At 37.7% G+C, this 23,888-nt stretch carries 18 protein-coding genes; 10 read left to right on the top strand and 8 right to left on the bottom strand.

Annotation, left to right across the window (positions count from 1 at the left end; all coding sequences use genetic code 11):
- Positions 1-25: 25 nt before the first annotated feature.
- Together C4S38_RS00555 and recJ are read right to left on the bottom strand one after the other, a co-directional pair.
- Positions 26-1,942, bottom strand: a complete 1,917-nt coding sequence (locus tag C4S38_RS00555; protein ID WP_103982101.1) for a RecQ family ATP-dependent DNA helicase — start codon at positions 1,940-1,942, stop codon at positions 26-28.
- A gap of 9 nt (positions 1,943-1,951) precedes the next feature.
- Positions 1,952-3,676, bottom strand: coding sequence for a single-stranded-DNA-specific exonuclease RecJ (gene recJ, locus C4S38_RS00550; protein WP_099465464.1), 1,725 nt, complete (start codon positions 3,674-3,676; stop codon positions 1,952-1,954).
- A 196-nt stretch (positions 3,677-3,872) separates the two neighbouring features.
- On the opposite strand from recJ, the gene C4S38_RS00545 reads away from it, so the two are divergent.
- The 5 genes from C4S38_RS00545 to C4S38_RS00525 are packed head-to-tail and all read left to right on the top strand — an operon-like array spanning position 3,873 to position 8,974.
- Positions 3,873-4,433 (top strand): L-threonylcarbamoyladenylate synthase, encoded by a 561-nt coding sequence (locus C4S38_RS00545; RefSeq protein ID WP_103982100.1) that lies wholly within the window; start codon positions 3,873-3,875, stop codon positions 4,431-4,433.
- Between the two features lies 1 nt (position 4,434).
- Positions 4,435-5,835, top strand: a complete 1,401-nt coding sequence (locus C4S38_RS00540) for a sugar transferase (RefSeq protein ID WP_103982099.1) — start codon at positions 4,435-4,437, stop codon at positions 5,833-5,835.
- A gap of 1 nt (position 5,836) precedes the next feature.
- Entirely contained in the window at positions 5,837-7,621 is a 1,785-nt protein-coding gene (locus tag C4S38_RS00535) for a chloride channel protein (RefSeq protein ID WP_103982098.1), read from the top strand.
- A 6-nt stretch (positions 7,622-7,627) separates the two neighbouring features.
- Positions 7,628-8,602, top strand: coding sequence for a methionyl-tRNA formyltransferase (fmt, locus tag C4S38_RS00530; protein ID WP_103982097.1), 975 nt, complete (start codon positions 7,628-7,630; stop codon positions 8,600-8,602).
- Entirely contained in the window at positions 8,603-8,974 is a 372-nt protein-coding gene (locus C4S38_RS00525; RefSeq protein ID WP_103982096.1) for a YbaN family protein, read from the top strand.
- A gap of 22 nt (positions 8,975-8,996) precedes the next feature.
- Here C4S38_RS00525 and C4S38_RS00520 read toward each other — a convergent pair whose 3' ends face one another.
- The 6 genes from C4S38_RS00520 to C4S38_RS00495 form a co-directional block, all read right to left on the bottom strand.
- Positions 8,997-10,166, bottom strand: a complete 1,170-nt coding sequence (locus C4S38_RS00520; RefSeq protein ID WP_103982095.1) for a sensor histidine kinase — start codon at positions 10,164-10,166, stop codon at positions 8,997-8,999.
- A complete protein-coding gene (locus C4S38_RS00515; protein ID WP_103982094.1) occupies positions 10,150-10,374 on the bottom strand; it encodes a hypothetical protein in 225 nt (74 codons plus the stop codon). The genes C4S38_RS00520 and C4S38_RS00515 overlap by 17 nt, the downstream gene beginning before the upstream one ends.
- An 821-nt stretch (positions 10,375-11,195) precedes the next feature.
- The gene (locus C4S38_RS00510) at positions 11,196-12,452 is read right to left on the bottom strand and encodes an acyloxyacyl hydrolase (protein ID WP_103982093.1); all 1,257 of its coding nucleotides are present in this window, start codon (positions 12,450-12,452) and stop codon (positions 11,196-11,198) included.
- Positions 12,453-12,619: 167 nt separating this feature from the next.
- Positions 12,620-15,739 carry an efflux RND transporter permease subunit gene (locus tag C4S38_RS00505; protein WP_200817926.1) on the bottom strand — a complete coding sequence of 1,040 codons (3,120 nt, stop codon included), beginning with the start codon at positions 15,737-15,739 and terminating at the stop codon, positions 12,620-12,622.
- 6 nt (positions 15,740-15,745) lie between these two features.
- On the bottom strand, positions 15,746-16,867 hold the full coding sequence (locus C4S38_RS00500) for an efflux RND transporter periplasmic adaptor subunit (protein ID WP_103982091.1): 1,122 nt from the start codon (positions 16,865-16,867) through the stop codon (positions 15,746-15,748).
- Positions 16,868-16,906: 39 nt separating this feature from the next.
- On the bottom strand, positions 16,907-18,319 hold the full coding sequence (locus C4S38_RS00495; RefSeq protein ID WP_103982090.1) for an efflux transporter outer membrane subunit: 1,413 nt from the start codon (positions 18,317-18,319) through the stop codon (positions 16,907-16,909).
- Positions 18,320-18,657: 338 nt separating this feature from the next.
- Between C4S38_RS00495 and potA the strand changes: the two genes are divergently transcribed.
- From potA to C4S38_RS00470, 5 genes are read left to right on the top strand one after another with little or no spacing between them, the layout of a single operon-like run.
- Entirely contained in the window at positions 18,658-20,037 is a 1,380-nt protein-coding gene (potA, locus tag C4S38_RS00490) for a polyamine ABC transporter ATP-binding protein (protein WP_103982089.1), read from the top strand.
- Between the two features lie 42 nt (positions 20,038-20,079).
- Positions 20,080-20,850 carry an ABC transporter permease gene (locus tag C4S38_RS00485; RefSeq protein ID WP_103982088.1) on the top strand — a complete coding sequence of 257 codons (771 nt, stop codon included), beginning with the start codon at positions 20,080-20,082 and terminating at the stop codon, positions 20,848-20,850.
- Entirely contained in the window at positions 20,850-21,638 is a 789-nt protein-coding gene (locus C4S38_RS00480) for an ABC transporter permease (protein WP_394340836.1), read from the top strand. Before C4S38_RS00485 ends, C4S38_RS00480 begins: the two co-directional genes overlap by 1 nt.
- Before the next feature lie 5 nt (positions 21,639-21,643).
- Complete coding sequence (locus C4S38_RS00475; RefSeq protein WP_103982086.1) at positions 21,644-22,978, top strand: ABC transporter substrate-binding protein; 1,335 nt, start codon at positions 21,644-21,646, stop codon at positions 22,976-22,978.
- A gap of 8 nt (positions 22,979-22,986) precedes the next feature.
- On the top strand, positions 22,987-23,601 hold the full coding sequence (locus tag C4S38_RS00470) for an HAD family hydrolase (protein WP_103982085.1): 615 nt from the start codon (positions 22,987-22,989) through the stop codon (positions 23,599-23,601).
- Positions 23,602-23,888: the final 287 nt, after the last annotated feature.

Here is a 23,888-nt window from a genome sequence, read left to right as displayed (position 1 = left end):
AGCCACAAATGTACTGTTTTTGGAGTTATTCTGTTTCTTTTATATAATGAATATATCCATCTTCTAATATAAAATGTTCATCGTGTTCTGCTAAATACCGGATCGCAGTGATACTTTTTTCTACAGGGAATGGTAAAGATTCGGCGAGAGTCTTAATGTGCATGGTCTGCTCTTTTAGCGTATTTTGTAATGCTTTCCGGATATCGTTAAACATTTTGTTGCTTAATCCGGAATCATTTCTTGCCAGACATATATCACAACAACCACAATCCTCCGATTTTGTTTCGCCAAAATAAGCTAGTAACATACGACTTCGACAAACAGAATTTTCATCAATATATTTTAATACTTTGTTTATACGTTCTTCAAAACGCTTTTTGCGCTCGTCATAAGCCTGATGTGGAATAACCAGATATTTTTGATCTTCACGGGTTCGCGTATAAATAATGAGCGGTGTTTTTTTATGAGGGATGTAATTTACGACTCTGTATTTGGAAAGGCCAATTAACGTATCGTATATCTCTTGCTGATTAATCCCGGAACGGCTTGCTATCAAAGCCTCGTCTATATATACGTAATCTGCAAATAATCCAGTGTATGACCGTAGTATAGTTTGTATAATCTCGTCTGTTTTTTTGTCTTGATGTAAATGTTTGTAGAGTTCATCGCGAGTGGCTGTAAATAGTAAACGCGATGCATTGTCTACTTCTTCCGTATATTCAATATAGCCTGATAGCTCTAATATTTTTAATGCATGATGTGTTTGAAGCAAAGAAAATTTGAATACAGAACAAAAATCAGATAATGAAAAATCGTGTACGGTGTCTAACCCGTAGCCTACAGCAATTTGGTAATAATTGCCCAAAGCCTCATAGACCCGAAAAATGAAATCTTTATCAGGGAATTCATCGGCCAGACGTTTTTTTAACTTTGCATTGTCTATGCCGGAACATAAAGCTACAGCATAAGCTTTTTGTTCGTCACGTCCGGCACGTCCGGCTTCCTGGTAATATTCTTCTAGTGATCCGGGCATATCCAGATGGACAACCAGTCGGACGTCTGGTTTATCTATGCCCATTCCAAAAGCATTTGTGGAAACAATTACACGGCATTCATTATTTTTCCAATTATTTTGCCGTATAGTTTTCTCTTCACGGTTTAGTCCGGCATGGTAGAAGCTTGCCGATATACCGGCTTGCTGTAACAAACCTGCAATTTCTTTCGTCCGCTTTCTGTTTCTCACATAAACAATGGTACTTCCTTGTATTCTACCTAATATGTATATGAGTGTATTGATTTTGTCTTCAGTATGACGTACAATATATGAAAGGTTCTTACGGGCAAAACTTTTTTGGAAAACATTTTTTTCTTTGAATGACAGTTTTTCCTGTATGTCATTAACTACTTCAGGTGTAGCAGTTGCCGTAAGTGCCAGAACCGGGACGGCTGAGGGTAGCTCTTTACGAATCTCTGCAATATTAAGGTAGGAGGGACGGAAGTCATATCCCCATTGTGAAATACAATGACTTTCGTCTATAACAAGTAAGCATACTTTCATTGCCTGCAACTTTGAACGAAAAATTTCAGTACTTAGCCGTTCTGGTGATACGTATAAGAATTTATAGTCGCCAAAGATACAGTTTTCTAGTTGGGTGATGATTTCTTGCCTGCTCATCCCAGAATATACAGCAGTGGCTTTGATTCCCAACCGGCGTAAATTATCGACCTGGTCTTTCATCAAAGCTATAAGAGGGGTAACTACGATACAAATTCCTTCCATAGTCATAACCGGAACTTGGAATGTAATAGATTTACCTCCTCCTGTGGGCATCAGTCCGAGTGTGTCTTTTCCTGCACACACAGAATGAATGATATCTTCCTGTAAAGGACGGAAAGTCCGGTAACCCCAATATTTTTTTAATATCTTATGGTAGATATCCACAAGTGTCCTTCATATATCGTCCGGCTTGATATCTTTTATCATCAGCTGTAAAGAAGTATTTCCGTTATAGGTGTTTTCTTCTATTGTATAGCAGATGTTAAAAGGTTTCATGCCTTTTATATGCTCACTAAATTGATACATTCCGAAAGCAATGCCGTGGATAGGTGTATTGGAATTGCCGTCTATAACTTCCAGTTTGATATGTTCCAGGTCTTTACCTACAAGCTTGCTTGTACCATAATCTTTGACATCTAAAGAACAAAATACGGGTTTTTGATTGTCTGGGCCAAAAGGACTCATTTTCTTCAGATCATTCATGAATTTGGTATTGATGTCTTTTAAGTCTAATATGGCGTCAATGTCAATTTGGGGAGTCATTTGTTCCGGAATAATTTCATCGGCAGCCAGTTGCAGAAAGCGCTCTGTAAAAGCTTCCAGATTTTCTTCTTTTAAAGATAGACCGGCCGCATAGGTATGTCCCCCAAAATTTTCCAGTAAATCCCTGCAACTTTCTATAGCTTTGTAAATATCAAACCCGGTGACAGAACGTGCAGAACCTGTTATTAATTCGGATGATTTGGTTAAAACGACTGCCGGACGATAGTATTTTTCTGTTAACCTGGAAGCTACAATACCAATGACACCTTTATGCCATCCCTGGTTATAGACAACAATGGCTTTACGATCTTCCATGTTTTCGAATTCGTCAATGATAGCATTTGCTTCATCGGTTATTTTTTTGTCCAGTTCCCGTCGTTCTTCATTATATTGATTGATATTTTCACTCTTTTCCCTGGCGGATTCACTGTCTTTCGAAAGGAGAAGTTCAACAGCTTCTTTTCCGTTCATCATACGTCCCGAAGCATTGATACGCGGTCCTATTTTGAAAACAATATCGCTGATAGTAATTTCTTTTCCTGTTAATCCGCAAATGTCTATGATACCTTTTAATCCTAAACTTGGGTTGCAATTTAATTGCTTCAACCCATAATAGGCAAGTACTCTGTTTTCTCCTGTAATGGGAACAATGTCAGAGGCGATACTTACAGCAGTAAGTTCCAATAGTTTTTCTAAATCTGAAAATGGAAAATTATTGCTTTTGGCAAATGCCTGCATGAGTTTAAATCCTACCCCACATCCCGATAAGTGTTCGTAGGGGTAGATTGAATCAGCTCGTTTGGCGTCCAACACAGCAACAGCATCCGGTAATACATCATCGGGCATATGATGGTCGCAAATAATAAAATCAATACCTTTCTGTTTGGCATATTCTATTTTTTCGATAGCCTTTATGCCACAGTCCAAAGATATGATTAATGATATATCATTCTCCGCCGCATAATCTATACCTTTGTAAGAGATGCCGTATCCTTCATCATAACGATCCGGAATGTAAAAATCCAGACTTGATGAATAAGGGCGTAAATATTTATATACAAGAGATACGGCAGTTGTTCCGTCTACATCGTAATCACCGTATATTAAAATTTTTTCTTTATTTCCTAAAGCCTTATTTAACCTTTTGACCGCTTTATCCATGTCGGGCATGAGGTACGGATCATGAAGATCATTCAGACTGGGTTTAAAGAATTTTTTTACTTCCTCAACGGAAGTAATTCCCCTCTGAACAAGCAGAAGACCTATAACCGGATTGAGACCCAGTTCGGCCACTAATTCGTCTCTTTTATGTAATTCTTCTTCTGTTGGGGTTCGAAAATTCCATCTGTTAATCATTATATATTGTTTTTTTCTTTTTTCTAGCTATCGATGCATTTTGGGCATAAATACCACTTATGCAATATATTTCAATCCGTAAAGTTAGGAATTAAAAATCGTATAATAACTACTGCTTAGTGAAAATAGTTTTTTTCTTATTATTTTTTTGAAGTCTGCGAAACCTTTGTACATTTGTCAAAATAATGTAAAGAAAATGCAGGAAGACATAAAAAAAGCCTGTGAAGTAATGCAGGCCGGAGGGGTAATTCTTTATCCTACAGATACAATTTGGGGTATCGGCTGTGATGCTACCAATGAAAAGGCTGTACAGAAAGTGTATGAGTTAAAGCAAAGAGTAGATAATAAAGCAATGCTGGTACTGATTGATAGTACTGCTAAGTTAAATATGTATGTATCCGAATTGCCTGATATTGCCTGGGATTTAATAAATGTGGCCGATAAACCATTAACAATTATTTATCCTACAGCTAAGAATCTTGCCTCTAATTTATTGGCAGAGGATGGTAGCGTTGGTATACGTGTTACGAATGAGGAATTTTCTCGTGCTTTATGTGAACGTTTTCGTAAACCGTTAGTTTCTACTTCTGCTAATGTGAGTGGCGAAAAATCTCCTGCAAACTTTTGTGAAATCTCTGAAGACATAAAAAATGGAGTTGATTATATTGTGCAATATCGTCAGGATGATATGAGTAAGGCACAGCCGTCAAATATTATTAAGTTGGGTTTGGGAGGACTTATCCAGGTAATCAGATAGAATGAAAAAAAGCTGGCAGGCAGGAAAATATATTATATCGGATTTTCTATCGGCATCATTAGTTTGGCTGTTGTTTAATCTGCTCCGTTACGATGAAGTTGCTGTTTATGGTGGTTTTCGTACGCTGCAAGATTATTTGTTATATATATATATATGGGGCGGCCAGTTTCTACTTCCATTTTTCTGGATTTTCTTATATTATATTTCCGGATATTATAATAAGCCATTTGGAAAATCGCGTTTAGTAGAATTGTTTTCTACTTTTTTGACTGTACTTATTGGCGTAGTTCTTGTTTTCTTTATATTTGTACTGAATGATTTACCTCGTTCTTTTCATATTTATTACGAACTATTCTTTTCATTGTTTGGACTTCAGTTTTTGTTAACCTATATTCCTCGTTTAATAATAACCCAGAATGGCATACGAAAAATAAAACGGAGGGAATGGGCCTTAAATGTTCTGATAATAGGTGCAGGAGAAAAAGCAGTTTATATTGCAACAGAGTTATATAAATTAGGCTATAATGTAATTGGGTTTATACCTGAAGATAAAAATATACCGATTAAAGTTACACAGCAACAGATTCTCGGTTCGTTGGCTGATTTGTCTGATTTGATAGAAAAAGAGTCTGTTGATGAATTGGTTGTAGTGCTAGACAGTTCAGATAGCCAAAAGTTGTTGGACATATTGTACTCTCTTTACCATTATAAACGTCCGATAAAGGTGCTGGCAGATAAATCCAACGTTCTTTCGCGGGTAAAAATTAAAACTATTTACGGTATTCCTTTGATTGACGTTACAGATAATAATTTTTCACAAGTTGAGAAAAATGTGAAATTTTTTATGGATAAGGTATTATCAGTGTTGGTATTGATATTATTATCCCCTCTTTATTTATATATAGCTTGGAGAGTGAAAAGAGATTCTTTTGGTCCCGTCTTTTATCGACAAGAACGCATTGGATATATGGGACAACCTTTTGTAATGTATAAATTCAGGACTATGTATGTTGATTCTGAAAATAATGGTCCGTTATTATCTGTAGAGAATGATCAACGTGTAACTCCTTTCGGCCGTTTTATGCGTAAATACCGGTTAGATGAACTTCCCCAGTTCTGGAATGTATTAAAAGGAGATATGTCTATTGTCGGGCCTCGCCCGGAACGTAAATATTTTATAGATCAGATAGTAAAGAAAGCCCCCTTTTATTATTTGTTACACAACGTTCGTCCGGGTATTACTTCATGGGGAATGGTAAAATACGGATATGCAGGTAGTGTAGATGAGATGATAGAGCGGTTGAAGTATGATATATTATATTATGAAAATATGTCATTAGTATTGGATATTACTATTCTGATATATACAATAAAAACAGTTATTACAGGCAAAGGTATTTAAAATGGCTAAAGAAGGATTATTTTATAAATTTCTGTTGTGGAGAGAGAAACGGATAAAAGAAAAACATTTTATTCTGATTATTAGTTTCATCGTGGGAATTTGCACAGCAGCATCAGCAATTATATTAAAACAGTTAATCCATTTAATACAGCATTTGCTTACTGCTAATTTTGCTGCGGATGGAGTAAATTATTTATTACTTCTTTATCCGGTTATTGGCATTTTGTTGGCCGGTTTATTTGTGAAGTATATTGTTCGGGATGATATAAGCCATGGAGTGACAAAGATTCTATATGCTATTTCTCAGCGAAAAAGCCGTATCAAACCTCATAATACATGGTCTTCCATTGTAGCAAGCTCAGTTACGATTGGTTTTGGTGGATCTGTAGGAGCGGAAGCTCCTATTGTATTAACGGGAGCAGCTATAGGTTCCAATTTAGGACGTATTTTTCGGATGGAGCAAAAAACATTGATGCTTCTGGTTGGTTGTGGTGCTGCCGGCGCTATTTCCGGTATTTTTAAAGCTCCTATAGCAGGTCTTGTTTTTGTGATAGAAGTTTTAATGCTGGATTTAACAATGACATCTGTATTACCGCTACTGATATCTTCCGTAACGGCAGCTACTGTTTCTTATATATTTACAGGTACAGAGGCTATGTTTAAATTTTCTCAAACGGAAGTTTTCGAAATACAGCGTATTCCTTATGTGTTATTATTAGGTGTATTTTGTGGTTTAGTATCTCTTTATTTTACTCGTGTGATGAACCGGGTAGAGGGTATGTATAGAAAACTTGGAAGTTATTGGCATAAATTTTTGTTGGGAGGTGTAATGCTAAGTATTCTGATTTTTATATTTCCGCCTCTTTATGGTGAAGGTTATGATACGATAGGCTCTTTATTAAACGGGCAATTCTCCCATATAATGGATAAAAGTTTGTTTTATGATTTGAATGATACTTATTGGGGAGTTATTCTTTTTCTATTATTAATAATATTGACGAAAGTCTTTGCTTCCAGCGCTACAAATGCTGGGGGGGGGTGTGGTGGCATATTTGCTCCTAGTTTATATTTGGGATGTATTGCCGGATTTGTTTTTGCACATACTTCAAATTATTTTCCATTTACAATGTATATATCTGAGAAGAATTTTGCACTGTTAGGTATGGCTGGAATAATGTCTGGAGTAATGCACGCTCCACTGACCGGAGTTTTTCTTATTGCAGAACTTACCGGTGGATATGATTTATTTCTTCCATTAATGATTGTTTCTATAAGTTCTTATATAACAATCCTGATGTTTGAGCCTCATAGTATTTATTCTATGCGTTTGGCACAGAAGGGAGAATTGCTTACTCACCATAAGGATAAAGCGGTATTAACATTATTGAGTATAGATAATGTAATAGAAAGGGATTTTGAAACGGTATCACCGGAAATGTCATTAGGAGATATGGTAAAAGTGATAGCTCGAAGTCCCCGGAATACTTTTCCTGTAATTGATGAAAAAGGGGTTTTACTAGGAATTGTATTATTGGATAATATCCGTAATATAATGTTCCGGCCAGAACTTTACAATCGTTTTCATGTTTCTAAATTTATGGTGTCGGCACCTGCTAAAATTCGAATTAGTATGCCGATGGAACAAATAATGCAAACTTTTGATGATACAAAAGCCTGGAATCTTCCGGTTGTGGATGATGAAGGACATTATATAGGCTTTATGTCTAAATCAAAGATTTTTAATTCGTATCGTGAAGTTTTGGTTGATAATTTTTCAGGAGATTAAATAAAAATGAGAAAAGAAGACTTGCGTATTGTTTATATGGGTACTCCGGACTTTGCAGTGGAGAGCTTACGTGTTTTGGTGGAAAATGGCTATAATGTAGTAGGAGTAGTTACTATGCCCGATAAGCCGATAGGCAGACACGGCAGTGTTTTGCAATCCAGTCCTGTTAAACAATATGCCGAATCAAAAGGTTTGCCTGTTCTGCAACCTGAAAAACTTAAAGATGAAACTTTTTTGACTCAATTGAAAGATTGGAATGCCGATTTGCAGATAGTAGTTGCTTTTCGAATGCTACCGGAAGTTGTTTGGGATATGCCTCGGTTGGGAACATTTAATTTGCATGCTTCTTTGTTACCTCAATACCGTGGGGCTGCTCCTATTAATTGGGCTGTAATTAATGGAGATAATGAAACTGGCGCAACCACTTTTTTCCTTACTCATGAAATTGATACAGGAAAAATTATTCTTCAAAGACGTTTGCCTATTGCAGATACGGATGATGTTGGGACAGTGCATGATTCATTAATGCAAATGGGGGCAAAATTAGTGACGGATACCGTAGACTTGTTGTTGGCCGGTAAGGTTGATGTTGTTTCGCAAGAAGATTTTTATAAAGATTTATCGGAGCTTCGCCCTGCTCCTAAAATTTTTAAAGATACTTGTCATATTAATTGGAATCAGCCAGTAAAGAAGATATATGATTTTATCCGTGGTTTGTCTCCCTATCCGGCTGCTTGGACGGAATTGGTTGCAGTGGATGGTTCCCGCCAGGTATTGAAGATTTATCAGACAGAAAAGCGTTTGGTTAATCATGACATTTCAGTAGGAACTATTTGTACGGATAAGAAAAGCTATATTGATATAGCTGTGGAAGACGGTTATTTGCGCTTGTTGTCCTTACAACTGGCAGGTAAGAAACGTATGAATGTAACAGACTTTCTCAATGGAAACAAACAAATTGGTGATTATACCGTTGAGTAAATGAATAGGGCCAGGCGGGTTATTTATATTGTCTTAGGAACCTTCTTTTTGATATTGGGTGCAATTGGTATTTTTGTGCCCTTACTTCCTACAACTCCGTTTTGGCTTCTGACATGTTGGTTTTACATTCGTGGTTCCGGATATTTATATAATAAAGTAATGCAGAATCGCTATTTTGGTCCATATATCCGCAATTTTATAGAAGATAAAGCTATACCTATGCGTTCTAAAGTTATATCAGTTGGTATAATTTGGCTTTCAACTATATCTACTACAGCTTTTTTGATTGAGAAATGGTGGATTATACTTTGTCTTTTCTTAATCAGTGCCGGAGTAAGTTGGCATATTTTATCATATCCTACGAAACAATAGTATATAAGAGGTTGTCTGTTGTTTATATAGATGCCATTCCTTTTTCCGTTACTGTGTGAGGAATAGTGAATGTAAAAGTAGAGCCTGCCCCTTCTTTTGAACATACCGAGATTGTTCCGCCCATTTTCGTAACTAGCCCTTTACAGATAGCTAACCCTAATCCGACTCCATCTTTTTTATTCATACCAATTTGAGTGAAACGGGAAAATATATTTTTTATTTCTTCCTCAGGAATACCGCATCCTGTATCGCTTACGTAGAATCGAATGAATCCATCTTCACACTTGTAGCCAAAATGTATATTACCAGTGGTAGTGTATTTTATTGCATTTGTAAGCAGGTTTATCAGAACCTGGCTTAATCGACTTTTATCTATATATAAAGTTTGATCGGAACAAGGATCTAGGACAAATTCAATTTCTTTTTTCATTTTCAGTTGTATGGTCATGTATATGTCTTTCATAAGAGGTTGTAAAGGCACATTTACATAGTCAAATGTCAATAGATCTGACTCAATTTTAGATATATCCAGTATATCATTTATCAATTTAACCAATAATTCATTGTTTGTTTTGATTATGTTTATGTATTCATGTCGTAAATTCAGGTCAATTTCATCACTAAGTAGTTCGGCAAAGCCTACGATTGCGTGTAATGGCGTGCGGATATCATGCGTCATGTTTGCAAGGAATACCGATTTTAATTGACTTGATATCTCAGCTTTTTCTTTGGCTTTTTGCAAGACTTCTTCGTGCTCAATGTATTCTTGGTTATCTATTATACATCCTACGATTAAACAGGGTTTGCCATCGTTGTCAAATTTTTTGGTTTTGCCTGTTATTTCGTAATTACAGTATTTACTATTATCATTTTTTAATTCGAAATTTGTTGTGAATTTTTCAAGCTTTTCTTCTCTTATTTTATTAATAAGATGAAGTAATTTGGCTTGATCTTCTGCTTGTTGTAATGAGGATAAAGATTTACAGATATATTGATTCTTTTGCAATAGATGATTTTTGCTTCCGTAAAGCTGGATGCATTGATTACAATGCACTTTGTCGCAGGTTTTAAATTTATTGAAATCAAATGAGTATAATGTTGCACGGCTGTTTTGCAAAGCCTGTTCCATTAGAGTTTGGTTTTCGGAAACCTTGTCTGTTGGCTTATTATTTGCTTTATTCGGTTTTGCCATTTCGTTTTTTCTGATGATCGGTTAAAAAAGTATTTTCAAAAAGATGATTTAAAAAGAATAATGATTTATCCGTTATATCGTATTTCTTTTTCATGGAGTAATTGATATCAATCATTGCTCCATTAATATCATATAAAGCTTCGCTTATTGGAGGATGATAGTTAAAGTATTTAAACGGCACTTGGCTATCGTTAGAAAACGTATCCATAATTTTACCCTCAATAAAGTTTTACCCTTCCTAGATAGTATGCAAAATAAGTAAAACTTTGTTTGTAGAATATTGACTTTATCGAGAATTGTTTACAGAATAACAAAATATAACTATTGCTTTTTTTTGTCTGATGTAAATATTTGATTTAAAGTTTTTTTGTGCATTTATTTGTGCTTCTTTGATTTGCTTTGATTTTCTATGTGTTTGGGATAATGTTGTTTGGTGGGGAGTAATGAGATGGGATTAAGTTTTACTGATTTTATAGTTATTTGAAGTTTCTGTCGGTTAAATATATATTAACATAGTATTAAGAAAAAAGGGATGCTTTTGCACCCCTCTCATCAATATAATTTAAAATAGAAATTTAAACTAAAGAAATGGGGCTTATTTTTTATATCCCCATTTTACTAATTCAGACTGACCCATTTTACCATGCACGTAAAACCAGAATAGCCCAAGGCTGACGCCCTAATAATTCAATGTAATGACTAAACAATCTTTTTACCATAATACCTAACAAATGTGTTTTACAACACAAATATACGGGGTGTTTTGATACGTTGTACTCTCAAAAAGCAATTAAATGCAACGTGAATATGATTTCTTGATATATGATAAAAAATGTCACCCTATTACAGAAATGTAACGTCTATGAGATATTAATGAAGTTCTCCTTATGTATTTCTACTCATAATTATGACTTGATCAGATCATAACTATGAATCGAACAGATCATCCGTATGATTTATATAACTCACACTTGTGATTCGATTCGTTTTTGGTGTATTTTATACGGATAGTGTGTATTGGAGAGTCATCTAACGGTGGAATGTTGGATATCTGTTGTTGAACCTATATCCGATACCTAGCATTAAAAAGTTGGGGGTATGAAAGTTCTGGAGATTATATCCTATATGGATAAAAGAACTTCGGGTAACTTCTATTTTCAGTGCCAGTACTTGATAAAGCGCTTTTAAATCGCCGCCGCCATGCAATACGTTGGCACCTATACCTAAATTGACAGTGAAGTATGGCATAACATATTCTACGCGTCCGGAAAGTCCGAGTGCCAACTGCTTATTAAGCCCGGGCTTATAAAATTGCTGTTCGGTGCCTACAATATAATCTTCGGTATAGACATTAGCACTTCCATCGTAAACACCGTCAACAGATACTCCGGCACGGAACTTATAGTTGATATTATACATTGGTGCAAAGTTGAACCCGAATACCGGATAGGTTTCCGGAGAAGCTACCTGTTCGTCGCCATAGGCAACACCTTTTCGCCGCCATGATCCGAATAATAGTAAATCATAACTGATATGATGTGGAAATTTCGGGATTTTGAGATGATCCGAAGAATTAGAAAGAAAATTTTCTTCTCTGTTGAAATTATATACTAATCCGATTTTAAGACCGGTTGTATTCAGGCCGGAATTTGGATATTTGGTATTGCCATTTGAGAAGTGAGTAAGGTCGACTCCTGCATTCAGGTCGAATAACCGTGATAACTTCCAGTTAAGATAAAAGTTGACATTAAGATAAGCGTTAATCTTCGAACCGATTACTTTGTTATAGGAGTTGTAATCGAAGTCGTAAGGGTGCCAGCCGGCAGATATGCCGAAATTCCATTCGTAATTGAATGATAACCGCGGACTGAATCTGGCTAATCGTGCTCCTTGAAAAATATATGCAGCAAACGGATCACCTAAATATTTTTTTTCACTAAAGGTGTAATAGGCTAGTCCTATTCCTTGGTAAGCTCCTCCGTAGATACGGTCTGTATATGTGTTGGGACGGAATTGAAATGAGTATCTCAGGTGTGCGGAAATAGAACTTCTGATTAATTTCCCTGTTTCATTTTCTCCGCGTAAAAAAGGATTTGTCGGAATGATATAAGCCGGACGGGCTTCTATTCCAAGTTTGTGAATAAAGCGATGGGAGGAAAAGGTACTGTCTGTTTTATTTTCGGATTCGTTATTATTAGGTAAACTTTCAGCGAAAGCTATATCGGATAAGAAAAGCATTATTACTGAAATCACCACAACCTTCAACATCTCTAATAGGCTTTTCATATGTAGTGTTACTCCTTGTTATTTGTAAATATTTGAGCTTTAACTCAAAGTGACCTACAAACATAGTTATACTATTTGAAATATGCGGTATAATGATTTGGAAATTTACTATATATTAAATAAAGAGACCGGCTTATTGTTGTTTTGTGCCGGTCTCTTTGGTAGTTTTACTTTTTCTCTTTTTTGTCAAACCATTTTTCCTGGATGGTCTGCATTAATTCGTAGAAATTAGGGATCAGGGCTGTTGCAAATATAGTATTGATAGCCATACCAAATACAACGGCTGCTCCTAATGCAATACGGCTGGCTGCTCCTGCACCGGAGGCAAACAGTAAAGGCATTACTCCTAAGACGAATGCAAACGAGGTCATCAATATAGGACGTAAGCGGACATGTCCGGCTTCGAGTGCGGAATCGCGAATGGTGTTGCCTTGAGTATGAAAATCTCTTGCAAATTCGATAATAAGAATACCGTTTTTTGCAGAAAGGGCGATCAGTAAGATTATACCGATTTGTGTATAAATGCTTATAGGAACTCCCATGACAAAGCATCCCAATACGGCTCCCAGCAAAGCAACAGGCAATCCCATGATGGCGGCTGCCGGGCTTGTCCAGCTTTCATATTGGGCTGCCAGAACAAGGAAGGCTACCAATAGTGCCAATATAAAAATCGTACTGGTTGTAGAACCGGCTTTTGTTTCCTGATAAGCAACAGAAGTCCATTCGTAGCCGAAATTATTTCCTAATTGCTCCTGTATCAGTTCTTCCATTGCTTTGATTCCTTCGTTTGAACTGTATTCAGGATTGACAATACAGGTTATAGCAGCCGAAGAATACATATTGTACAGGTTAATTTGATTCAACCCCAATTGTTCTTCGACTTTTGTGAAAGATGAAAACGGTACCATTTCGCCGGAACTGTTTTCCAAACTTAAACGGAGAACATCATCTATTACTTTCTGGGATTGATCGTTTGCCTCTATCTTTACCTGATAGATATGTCCGAATTTTACAAAATCGTTTACATAGGCTGCTCCCATATAATAGCTTAATGTAGAGAATACATTATTAAGTTGCAATCCGAGCAATTGAACTTTATCGCGGTCAATGTTCAATAAATATTGCGGAACATTAGCCTGATACATGCAAGATATGTTTAATAACTGAGGCTTTTCGTGATAATGTTCCATTAATGTCTCTATTGCATGTTGCATTTCGGTTGGCCCCAGATTATTACGATCTTCTAATTGCAGTTGTAAACCCCCGGATGCACCTAGACCGGGTATGGCTGGAGGTACCATGCCAAATATCTGGGCTTCTTGTATTCCGGAAGCTTCCATATTGAAACGATTTACGATAGCTTGGGCTGTGTGTTCTTTACCTTTACGGTCTTTCCAGTTTTTCAGTATAACGAAAAAGGTTCCCGCATTAGGTTGTTCTCCACCGCCCATGATGGAAAAGCCGCTAACACTCACGTATGATTTTACTTCCGGATATTGGCTTAATATGTCATTGATTTTTTTGACAACAGTTTCAGTACGATTCAGGCTGGCTGCAGGAGGTAATTGAGCGACAACAAGGAAATATCCGTCATCTTCTTCCGGTATAAAACTGCTGGGCCATTTAATAAACATCATAATTGCTATAAACGTGATAACAGCATAACCGAATAGGGTAACTGCCTGGTTTTTCAGGAAATGGCCAACTACGTTGTCATATAGCTTTTGAGTCTTACCGAATAGTTTGTTGAATCCTCTGAAAAGGAAGAATTTTGATTCTTTCGGGCTTGGCTGCAGAAATAAGGCACATAATGCCGGGGTTAATGTGAGTGAATTGATTCCACTTAATACTGTTGCCGATGCAATAGTCAAAGCGAATTGTTTGTAAAGCTGCCCTGATATGCCACTGATAAAAGTAGTAGGAATAAATACAGCCAATAAAACAAGAACTACGCCGACAATAGGGCCTACTATTTCTCTCATTGCTTCTGTCACGGCTTCACGGGGTGTGTATTTGCCAGTGTCTAATAAACGGGTGGAGTTTTCTACTACGACAATGGCATCATCTACAACGATGGCAATTGCAAGGATAAGACCGAATAATGTCAGCGTATTAATAGAAAATCCTAATGCAGACATAACAGCCAGTGTTCCTATTAATGAAACAGGTATTGTGATACATGGAATAATTACAGCCCTGAAATTTTGCAGGAACAGGAAGATCACTAATACTACCAACAGAGTTGTTTCAATGAATGTAATAAGTACTTCATGTATGGAGGCATCTATTACGTCTGTTGTATCCAATGTTACCTGGTACTCTATGCCTTCGGGAAGATTGGAGGCCAATTGTTGCATTTTGGCTTTTACTACTTTTGACACATCTAAAGAATTAGAGCCCGGTAGCTGATATATGGCAATTGCAGCACTTTCTTCTCCGTTTAATTTAGAGACGACATTATAAGATGAACTACCCAGCTCGATACGGGCTACATCTTTTAGACGGAGAATTTTTCCTCCATCCTCAGTTCGTAAAATAATATTTCCAAACTCCTGAGCATCGGTCAGGCGTCCGCGAACAGTTAATGTGTATTGAAACGGATCATTTGCATTGGCAAGCGGCTGACCCACATATCCGGCTGATACTTGTGTGTTTTGGGTAGAAATAGCCTGGAATACCATTTCCGGAGTCAGGTTGCGGATACGCATAGCGTCCGGATCCAGCCATACACGCATGCTATAATCGCCGGCTCCCATAACGCTTACCGAACCTATGCCTGGAAGACGCGTTAATTCATCTGTCAGGTTTAATTGTGCGTAGTTGCTTAAATAAAGTCCGTTATACATAGGCTTCTGGGAGCTTAATGTAAGCAACATGACAATGTTGGAAGATTGTTTTTTTGTTGTAATACCTTGTACAATTACGGCTTCGGGCAGACTGCTCTGGGCTATACTTACCCGGTTTTGTACCATGACGGTGGCCATGTCAATATCTGTTCCGACAGCAAATGTTATGGTGAGAGAATAAGCTCCCGAGCTTGAGGAATTGGAACTCATGTATAACATTCCGTCTACACCGTTTACTTGTTTTTCGATAGGCAGACCTACGGTTTGTGCCACCGTTTCTGCATTAGCACCCGGATAAAAAGCTGATACTTGTACGGTAGGCGGTGTGATCTCGGGATATTGGGCAACAGGTAGTATATTTAATGTTACTATCCCGGCTACTACAATAATCAGAGCAAGTACTGTAGCGAATATAGGCCTGTTTATAAAGAATTTAACCATGATCTTTTATTTTATGGGCTTAATAGTCATACCATCTCTTACCTTTAACAAGGCTGTTGTGACATAACGTTCGTTAGGTTGAATGCCACTGATAACCTGCCTTAGAGTGTCGTTTATCAGTTGTCCGGGTTCAATATGACGGTATTTAACTATGTTGGAATCATTAACGATATAAAGGTATTTTCCTAACTGGTCTGTACCTATGGAAGCATCTTGTACTAAAATTGCTTGTTTCTCTTCGGCATAAGGTAATGTGATCGTTACATAAAGTCCGCTTTTTAATAAGCCTTCGGGATTGTCCAGGTTTGCACGGACATTTAATGTACCTGTCGATAAATCTACATTCGGGGATAAATAATCCAGTCTTCCTATATAGCTTTGTTTGCCGTCTTTTCCCAGATGGACTGTGATTTCTTTAGGTAGTTTTACTTTTCCTTCGTCGCTCCGGGCATTTAGCATAAGCATTTTCATAAGTTGATTGTCTTCAATATTGAAGTTGGCATACATAAGGTCGTCTTTATAGATAGTTGCCAATGTTACGGGTTGCAAGGAACCGTTAATGTAATTACCGATATCATATTTTCCCCTTGTTACACTTCCGTTGAATGGTGCACGTATATAGCAATAACTTAAATTTTTTTGCGCCGTATTTAGTTCAGCTTCGGCATTCTTGACCGATGCTTCTGCTTCCGATACGGTTGATTGTGCTTGTAATACTTGAATCTGGCTTACAGCTCCGCTCTTTACGGCTTCTTTCATTCTCTTGTAATTATTTTGAGCATAAGTTAGCTGTGCCTGGGTCGTTTTTAAAGAAGCTTCTGCCTGTTGAACATTGTTTTTGTAAATGTCCGGTTCAATGATATATATTAAATCTCCTTTTTTTACTTTTTGCCCCGGTTTAAGATAAGAGGTTTGTAAATATCCGTTTACACGGGCAACAAGATTGACCATGAGTTCGGATGTTAAATAGCCCGGATAGTCTTTTGTCAGTGTAATGTCCCGTATTTCGGGAGTCGCTACGCTAATGGAAGGAACTGGCATCTCCACAGGGTGACTGTTTTTTCCTTTACAAGCGGCCAGCAATAAAAGGGTTACTATTGTAAAGCTATATTTAATAATCGTATTCATTGTGCTTTATATTTATATTGTCAATAATTAGTTTTCAGTTCAATTATTACTTTCGCTCCATCCTCCGCCTAATGCCTGGTAGAGCTGAATAAGGCTGAGCAGTGAATTTCCTTTTGCCTGTGTGAGGGCATTTTCGTATGAAAGCAGAGAGCGCTGTGCATCAAGTACATTTTGGAAAGGGCTGAGTCCTTGTTTATATAAGTCAAGTGATAGAGTCAATGTCTCTTTCCCTTGGTTTACTACTTCCCGTAAGGCAACAATCTGTTTGATGGAATTCTTGTATGCGCTCATTGCATTATCGACTTCCTGTACGGAAGTTAAAACCGTCTCGTTAAACTGGCGTACGGATTCGTCCAATTGGGCTTTTGCCAGCCGGGTGGCTTGCATCAGCTTTGTTCCCTGGAAAAAATTCCAGGTAAGGGTAGGGGCTATTTCATAAGTCAAGCTATTATGGTTTGCAATTTTGTCGATGTCATGAGATGCAAAGCCCACGGAGCCTTTAACGAATATCTGGGGCCACCAATCCGATTTGGATGCTCCTAACGAAGCCGCGTATGCGTTGACCTGCCGTTCGGCAGAACGAATATCCGGCCTGCGTAATAATAGATTGGCAGGAATGCCGACCCCCACAGGTTCGATATATTCGGGTAATGGTTGTTGGGTTTCTATTATTTTACGCACATCCCATGGATAAAGTCCCATTAAAACTCCAAGGGAGTTGGTGTATTGAATGATTCCGGCTTCCAGCATCGGGACGGATGATTTTGTGTCGTAATATACGGATAGAGCTTGTGCAACATCGAGTTTTGAAACAAGTCCGGTCTCAAATCTTTTTTCTGTTATTTTCACTACGGCCAGTTGGGATTCACAGTTTTTGTTTACGACTTCCAATTCTTGTTGCAGTTCCCGTAGGTTAATATAAGCGGATGCAACCTGAGCGCAGAGGGAGACCATAACAGCATTGTATTCTTCTTTTGAAGCGGCAAAGTTTTCTTTTTGGGCTTTTACCCTGTTGCGGATACTGCCGAAGACATCAATTTCCCAATTCATATTAAGCGATGCATCCGTATATTGAGTGACGGATTGAGGCAGTTGTGTGGTATTGCCACTGCTTTGTTGTCGCGTCCATCCTGCATTTAAACCTAGTGTTGGTGAGTAACTGCCTTGTTGTATGCGAAGGTTGGCTTTTGCCATGGCAATACGGTCGGCAGCCATTTGAACAGAATAATTCTGTTTTATGGCGACAGCTATCAGGGAATCGAGTAGCGGATCGTTGAAGTTGCTCCACCAATGGTCGTCTACAGGTAATGTTTGTTGGAAATCGTCGCTGTTTTCTTGCCAAGTCTGGGGAAGTGCCCGTTCAAGATACTTCTGTCCGTTCTGGGCGGAAAGTAAAACAGGCGAAAGAAGGCAGAGTATGGCATAACACCATTTGCGTAAATATACGTACATAATATTCTTGTTTAGATTTATTTCATAACATTTAAAAGTAGGAATTGTTCTGTTTTGTTTTCTCCGTTAACATAACTATAACGAACGCATTAAACCTTCAATAAACAGGCAGTGATGGCGGTACGGGCGATTTCGGAAAGGTTCTTTTTGTATATACGGTTCTTACGAACTTCTGCTTGATATGTGGAAGGCAGGAGGATTAAACTAACAAAACTACGTTGGTACAATCTTCAGATAACGGAAGGTGTGTTTGATTATCCTTCAAATTGTGTACCTTTGTCCCGCTTATAATAAATGAACGGTTGATTGTTTAATTTGATAGAATTAAGGATAGATTTATGCAAAAGTCCGACTGCATTATTGGTATCGAACATGTCTATAAATATTTTGGAGATAAGGCTGTACTGAATGATGTAAATTTGTTTGTTCGCAAGGGCGAGTTCGTTACTATATTAGGACCCTCGGGTTGTGGTAAAACTACTCTTTTACGTTTGATTGCCGGGTTTCAGACAGCGTCGGAAGGCGAAATATCCATTGCTGGAAAAGATATTACACAAACACCCCCTCATAAGCGCCCTGTCAATACCGTATTTCAAAAATATGCACTTTTCCCGCATCTTAATGTTTTTAACAACATTGCCTTCGGATTGAAACTTAAAAAAATGCCGTCTGCTACCATAACCAAAAAGGTAAAGCAAGCCTTAAAGATGGTGGGGATGACGGATTATGAATACAGGGATGTAGATTCTCTTTCCGGTGGACAACAGCAACGTGTGGCTATAGCGCGTGCAATTGTGAATGAGCCGGAAGTGCTTTTGCTGGATGAACCATTGGCTGCCTTGGATCTGAAAATGCGCAAGGATATGCAAATGGAGTTGAAGGAGATGCACAAATCTTTAGGTATTACGTTCGTATATGTGACGCATGATCAGGAAGAAGCTTTGACACTCAGTGACACTATTGTTGTCATGAGCGAAGGGAAGATTCAACAGATTGGTACACCGATCGATATATACAATGAACCGATAAATTCGTTTGTTGCAGATTTCATTGGAGAAAGTAATGTGCTAAATGGTTTGATGGTAAAGGACAAACTTGTTACGTTTGCCGGGCGCGAGTTTGAATGTGTTGATGAAGGCTTTGGAGATAATGTTCCTGTCGATGTGGTTATCCGGCCCGAAGATATTTATATTTTTGAACCCTCGGAGGCCGCAATGCTGACAGGTACGGTAACTTCTTCGATCTTCAAAGGTGTTCACTATGAAATGATGGTTCAAACACCGAATGGATATGAATTTATGGTACAGGACTACCATTGTTTCGATACAGGCATGGAAGTAGGGTTGCTGGTGAAGCCATTCGATATTCATGTTATGAAGAAAGAACGCACTTGCAATACATTTGAAGGAAAATTGGTTGATGCTACCCATGTGGAGTTTTTGGGATGTGTGTTTGAATGTAAGGAAGTGAAAGATATCGATCCGGAAACACCGGTTAAGGTTGAGGTGAATTTTGAGCACGTTATTCTGGAGGATAATGAAGAAGACGGAAAGCTGACCGGCGAGGTGAAATTTATCTTATATAAAGGAAACCATTATCATCTGACTGTTTTTACGGATTGGGATGAAAATATTTTTGTAGATACAAATGATGTATGGGACGACGGAGACCGGGTAGGTATTACTATAGCCCCTGAAAATATACGAATCATTCATTGATAAAAAGGAAAGGATGTGATTACTAAATTCTCAGCTTTTTTTATGCGGCGCAGGAATTGGACGATTCCATATGCTGTTTTTCTTGCCATTTTTGTGGTAATGCCGCTGCTCCTGATTCTAATTTATGCGTTTACGAATGCGGATGGTGCTTTCACTTTTGCCAATTTCAGGAAGTTTATGATGCACCCGGAAGCTATAAATACATTCGTTTATTCGATAGGGATTGCTATAATAACAACGTTAATCTGCCTTATTCTGGGATATCCGGCTGCTTATATATTAAGCCAGGCGCGGTTTAATACATCCCGTACTATGGTCATGCTGTTTATCCTTCCTATGTGGGTAAATATACTGATTCGTACATTGGCTACTGTTGCATTGTTCGATTTTCTTGATTTCCCTTTGGGAGAAGGTGCTCTGATATTCGGTATGGTTTATAATTTTCTCCCGTTTATGATTTATCCGATTTATAATACGCTCCAAAAAATGGATTCCAGCTTAGTTGAGGCGGCACAGGATTTAGGGGCAAATCCTCTCCAGGTTTTTATTAAAACTATCTTTCCATTGTCAATGCCCGGAGTAATGAGTGGCGTGGTTATGGTATTTATGCCAACTGTTTCCACTTTTGCTATTGCCGAGTTGCTTACAATGAATAACATCAAACTCTTCGGAACAACAGTACAGGAAAATATTAATAATGGAATGTGGAATTATGGTGCTGCTCTTTCTTTAATTATGTTGATATTGATAGGAGTCACTATTTTATTCAGCAATGATAGCGATGACACATCAAATGAAGGAGGTGTGATATGATGGCGAAATTTATAGCGAAGACTTATTTATGGTTGCTTCTCGTATTGCTTTATGCTCCGATATTGATTATAATGATATTCTCTTTTACGGAAGCCAAAGTATTAGGAAACTGGACAGGTTTTTCTACTAAGTTGTATAGCTCTTTGTTTGCAGGCAATGTGCAACATTCATTAATTGGTGCTTTGTGGACGACATTTGCGATAGCTATGCTGGCGGCCATTATATCGACGTTGTTGGGAAGTGTAGCAGCCATTGGCATTTTCAATCTGCGTTCGCGTACTCGCCAGGTTGTTAGTTTTGTAAATGCAATACCGATGATGAATGCAGATATTATCACAGGTATATCTTTGTTTTTACTGTTTGTGAGTTTCGGGATTTCTCAGGGATTTACAACCGTACTTCTTGCCCATATTACTTTTTGTACCCCTTATGTGGTATTAAGTGTGATGCCCCGTTTAAAGAAAATGAATCCGAATGTGTATGAAGCCGCACTGGATTTGGGGGCAACACCTTTTCAGGCGTTACGCAAAGTTATTTTTCCTGAAATACGGCCGGGTATGATTAGCGGATTTATTTTGGCATTCACTTTATCGATTGATGATTTTGCCGTAACTATTTTTACTATAGGAAATGAAGGATTAGAAACGTTGTCTACCTTTATTTATGCAGATGCCCGTAAAGGAGGGCTGACACCTGAGCTTCGTCCTTTATCAACTATTATCTTCGTTACAGTGTTAGTATTATTGATTATTATAAATAAACGGGCTGAAAAAGCAAAAGCCAGATAAATAAAATGAGTAAAATTTTAAGATTCTTATGCCTGTTAACCTTTTTGATTGGTTTGCTTTCTTCATGTTCCAGAACAAAGGAAGAACGTAATAAAATATTGAAAATATATAATTGGGCAGATTATATAGATGAGGATGTATTGAATAATTTCCCGAAATGGTATAAAGAACAGACGGGTGAAGATATAAAAGTTATCTATCAGGTTTTCGATATTAATGAAATCATGCTTACCAAAATTGAACGTGGACATGAAGACTTTGATTTGGTTTGCCCTTCCGAATATATTATTGAACGGATGTTGAAAAAAGATTTATTGCTCCCGATAGATCGAAACTTTGGTAAGACTCCCGATTATATAAATAACATATCTCCTTATATAAAAGAGCAATTGAATAAACTGAGCCAGCCCGGACGTGTAGCTACAAATTATGTCGTAGCTTATATGTGGGGCACAACCGGATTGCTTTATAATGAAAATTTCATCTCTCGTGAAGAGGTTATGACGTGGGATTGTTTGTGGAATCCTGAATATAAGGGAAAAATCCTGATGAAAGATAGCTATCGGGATGCTTACGGAACAGCCATTATATATGCCCATACCAACAAATTGGCAGAAGGCAAAGTTTCTGTTGAACAGTTGATGAATGACAATTCGCCTGAAGCAATCGCTTTGGCTGAAAAGTATTTGAAATTGATGAAACCGAATATTGCCGGCTGGGAAGCAGATTTTGGAAAAGAAATGATGACTAAGAACAAAGCCTGGATGAATCTTACCTGGAGCGGTGATGCAGTCTGGGCTATGGAAGAAGCGGCTGCTGTTGGTGTGAATCTTGGATATGAAGTTCCGCAGGAGGGAAGTAATATATGGTATGACGGCTGGGTTATTCCGAAATACGCATGTAACGTAAAGGCAGCCAGTTATTTTATTGATTATATTTGTCAACCGGATATTGCTTTGAAAAATATGGATGCAATAGGCTACGTTAGTGCTGTTGCTACCCCCGAAATACTGGAAGCTAAAATTGATACGACAATTACACAATATTCAAATCTGAGCTATTTTTTTGGAGCTGGTGCGGATAGCATACAGATTAATTTAGTCCAATATCCTGATCAAAAAATAGTAGAGCGATGCGCAATGATCCGTGACTTCGGAGATGAAACAGAACTTGTATTGGAAATGTGGAGCCGCGTTAAAGGAGATAATTTGAATACGGGCATTCTCTTGTTGATATTTACGGTATTCGGGCTACTTTTTGTATGGATCGTGATTCGTAAGATACGGAAATATAAGCAGAAACAGCGTCATCGCAGACGTCGTAAACGTTGGTATAAATAAAGAACATTATGGATGGTATTAAAAATATAATCATAGATTTAGGCGGAGTTATTATTAATTTGACGCGCAATCGCTGTATCGAGGCTTTTGAACAACTGGGAGTAAGTAATGTCCGGGAAAATATCGTAAATAATTTTCAGCACAAAGATCTTTTTATGAAACTGGAGTTAGGCTATATTTCTCCGGCTGACTTTAGGGATGGTATTCGTGATTTAGCTAAAAAAAATCTTACAGATCGGCAAATAGATGAAGCCTGGATTGCCATGTTGGGAGATGTGCCCGAATATAAGCTTGATCTGTTATTGAAACTTCGGGAAAAATACAATACGATGTTGCTTAGTAATACCAATGAAATTCATTGGAAATGGATTGCCCAAAAATGGTTTACTTATAAAGGATTACAGGCCGGTGATTTTTTCAATAAGATATATCTTTCCTATGAACTGCACATGCTAAAGCCCAATACTGATATTTTTGAATATGTCCTTAATGATGCCGCTATTCGTTCAGAAGAAACTTTGTTGATTGATGATGCATTACCCAATTGCCGTACAGCTGAAGCGATGCGTATACGGGCATATACAGTACAGCCCCGCGAAGATTGGTCTCATTTGTTTTATTAATAATTAAACTTTTAACTTTTCAATCAGAACTAATACGGTTATCATCTGTTTTATAGACATCAATTTAAAACCGATTGATATTCGTGATATGAAAAAGTTATTAGTTCTGTTATTACTATTGCCTGCTATGTTGGGGAGTTGTTCAAAAAGATGAATTATCTCCTATGCCCTTTATACGGTGTCGACAGGAGCTATTGTTCGGGATAATATTTTATAAAACTTCGGGTAGGTGAGTATAATTAAGGACACGTTTGGCACTTACTGCCGCTATTGGGGGAATATTTGAT

This window comes from Parabacteroides chinchillae, assembly GCF_900108035.1.
Lineage (GTDB): Bacteria > Bacteroidota > Bacteroidia > Bacteroidales > Tannerellaceae > Parabacteroides > Parabacteroides chinchillae.
The sequence above is the reverse complement of the archived record's forward strand: the minus strand, read 5'-3'. Positions and strand labels throughout refer to the sequence as shown.

What these genes read in the sequence shown, in the direction of transcription:
- C4S38_RS00495 (WP_103982090.1), bottom strand. Translation starts at nt 18,319, where the DNA reads ATGTACGTATATTTACGCAAATGGTGTTATGCCATACTCTGCCTTCTT.
- C4S38_RS00520 (WP_103982095.1), bottom strand. Translation starts at nt 10,166, where the DNA reads ATGGCAAAACCGAATAAAGCAAATAATAAGCCAACAGACAAGGTTTCC.
- recJ (WP_099465464.1), bottom strand. Translation starts at nt 3,676, where the DNA reads ATGATTAACAGATGGAATTTTCGAACCCCAACAGAAGAAGAATTACAT.
- C4S38_RS00485 (WP_103982088.1), top strand. Translation starts at nt 20,080, where the DNA reads ATGCGGCGCAGGAATTGGACGATTCCATATGCTGTTTTTCTTGCCATT.
- C4S38_RS00545 (WP_103982100.1), top strand. Translation starts at nt 3,873, where the DNA reads ATGCAGGAAGACATAAAAAAAGCCTGTGAAGTAATGCAGGCCGGAGGG.
- C4S38_RS00500 (WP_103982091.1), bottom strand. Translation starts at nt 16,867, where the DNA reads ATGAATACGATTATTAAATATAGCTTTACAATAGTAACCCTTTTATTG.
- C4S38_RS00525 (WP_103982096.1), top strand. Translation starts at nt 8,603, where the DNA reads ATGAATAGGGCCAGGCGGGTTATTTATATTGTCTTAGGAACCTTCTTT.
- C4S38_RS00475 (WP_103982086.1), top strand. Translation starts at nt 21,644, where the DNA reads ATGAGTAAAATTTTAAGATTCTTATGCCTGTTAACCTTTTTGATTGGT.
- C4S38_RS00540 (WP_103982099.1), top strand. Translation starts at nt 4,435, where the DNA reads ATGAAAAAAAGCTGGCAGGCAGGAAAATATATTATATCGGATTTTCTA.
- C4S38_RS00535 (WP_103982098.1), top strand. Translation starts at nt 5,837, where the DNA reads ATGGCTAAAGAAGGATTATTTTATAAATTTCTGTTGTGGAGAGAGAAA.
- C4S38_RS00480 (WP_394340836.1), top strand. Translation starts at nt 20,850, where the DNA reads ATGGCGAAATTTATAGCGAAGACTTATTTATGGTTGCTTCTCGTATTG.
- potA (WP_103982089.1), top strand. Translation starts at nt 18,658, where the DNA reads ATGCAAAAGTCCGACTGCATTATTGGTATCGAACATGTCTATAAATAT.
- C4S38_RS00470 (WP_103982085.1), top strand. Translation starts at nt 22,987, where the DNA reads ATGGATGGTATTAAAAATATAATCATAGATTTAGGCGGAGTTATTATT.
- C4S38_RS00505 (WP_200817926.1), bottom strand. Translation starts at nt 15,739, where the DNA reads ATGGTTAAATTCTTTATAAACAGGCCTATATTCGCTACAGTACTTGCT.
- C4S38_RS00515 (WP_103982094.1), bottom strand. Translation starts at nt 10,374, where the DNA reads ATGGATACGTTTTCTAACGATAGCCAAGTGCCGTTTAAATACTTTAAC.
- C4S38_RS00510 (WP_103982093.1), bottom strand. Translation starts at nt 12,452, where the DNA reads ATGAAAAGCCTATTAGAGATGTTGAAGGTTGTGGTGATTTCAGTAATA.
- fmt (WP_103982097.1), top strand. Translation starts at nt 7,628, where the DNA reads ATGAGAAAAGAAGACTTGCGTATTGTTTATATGGGTACTCCGGACTTT.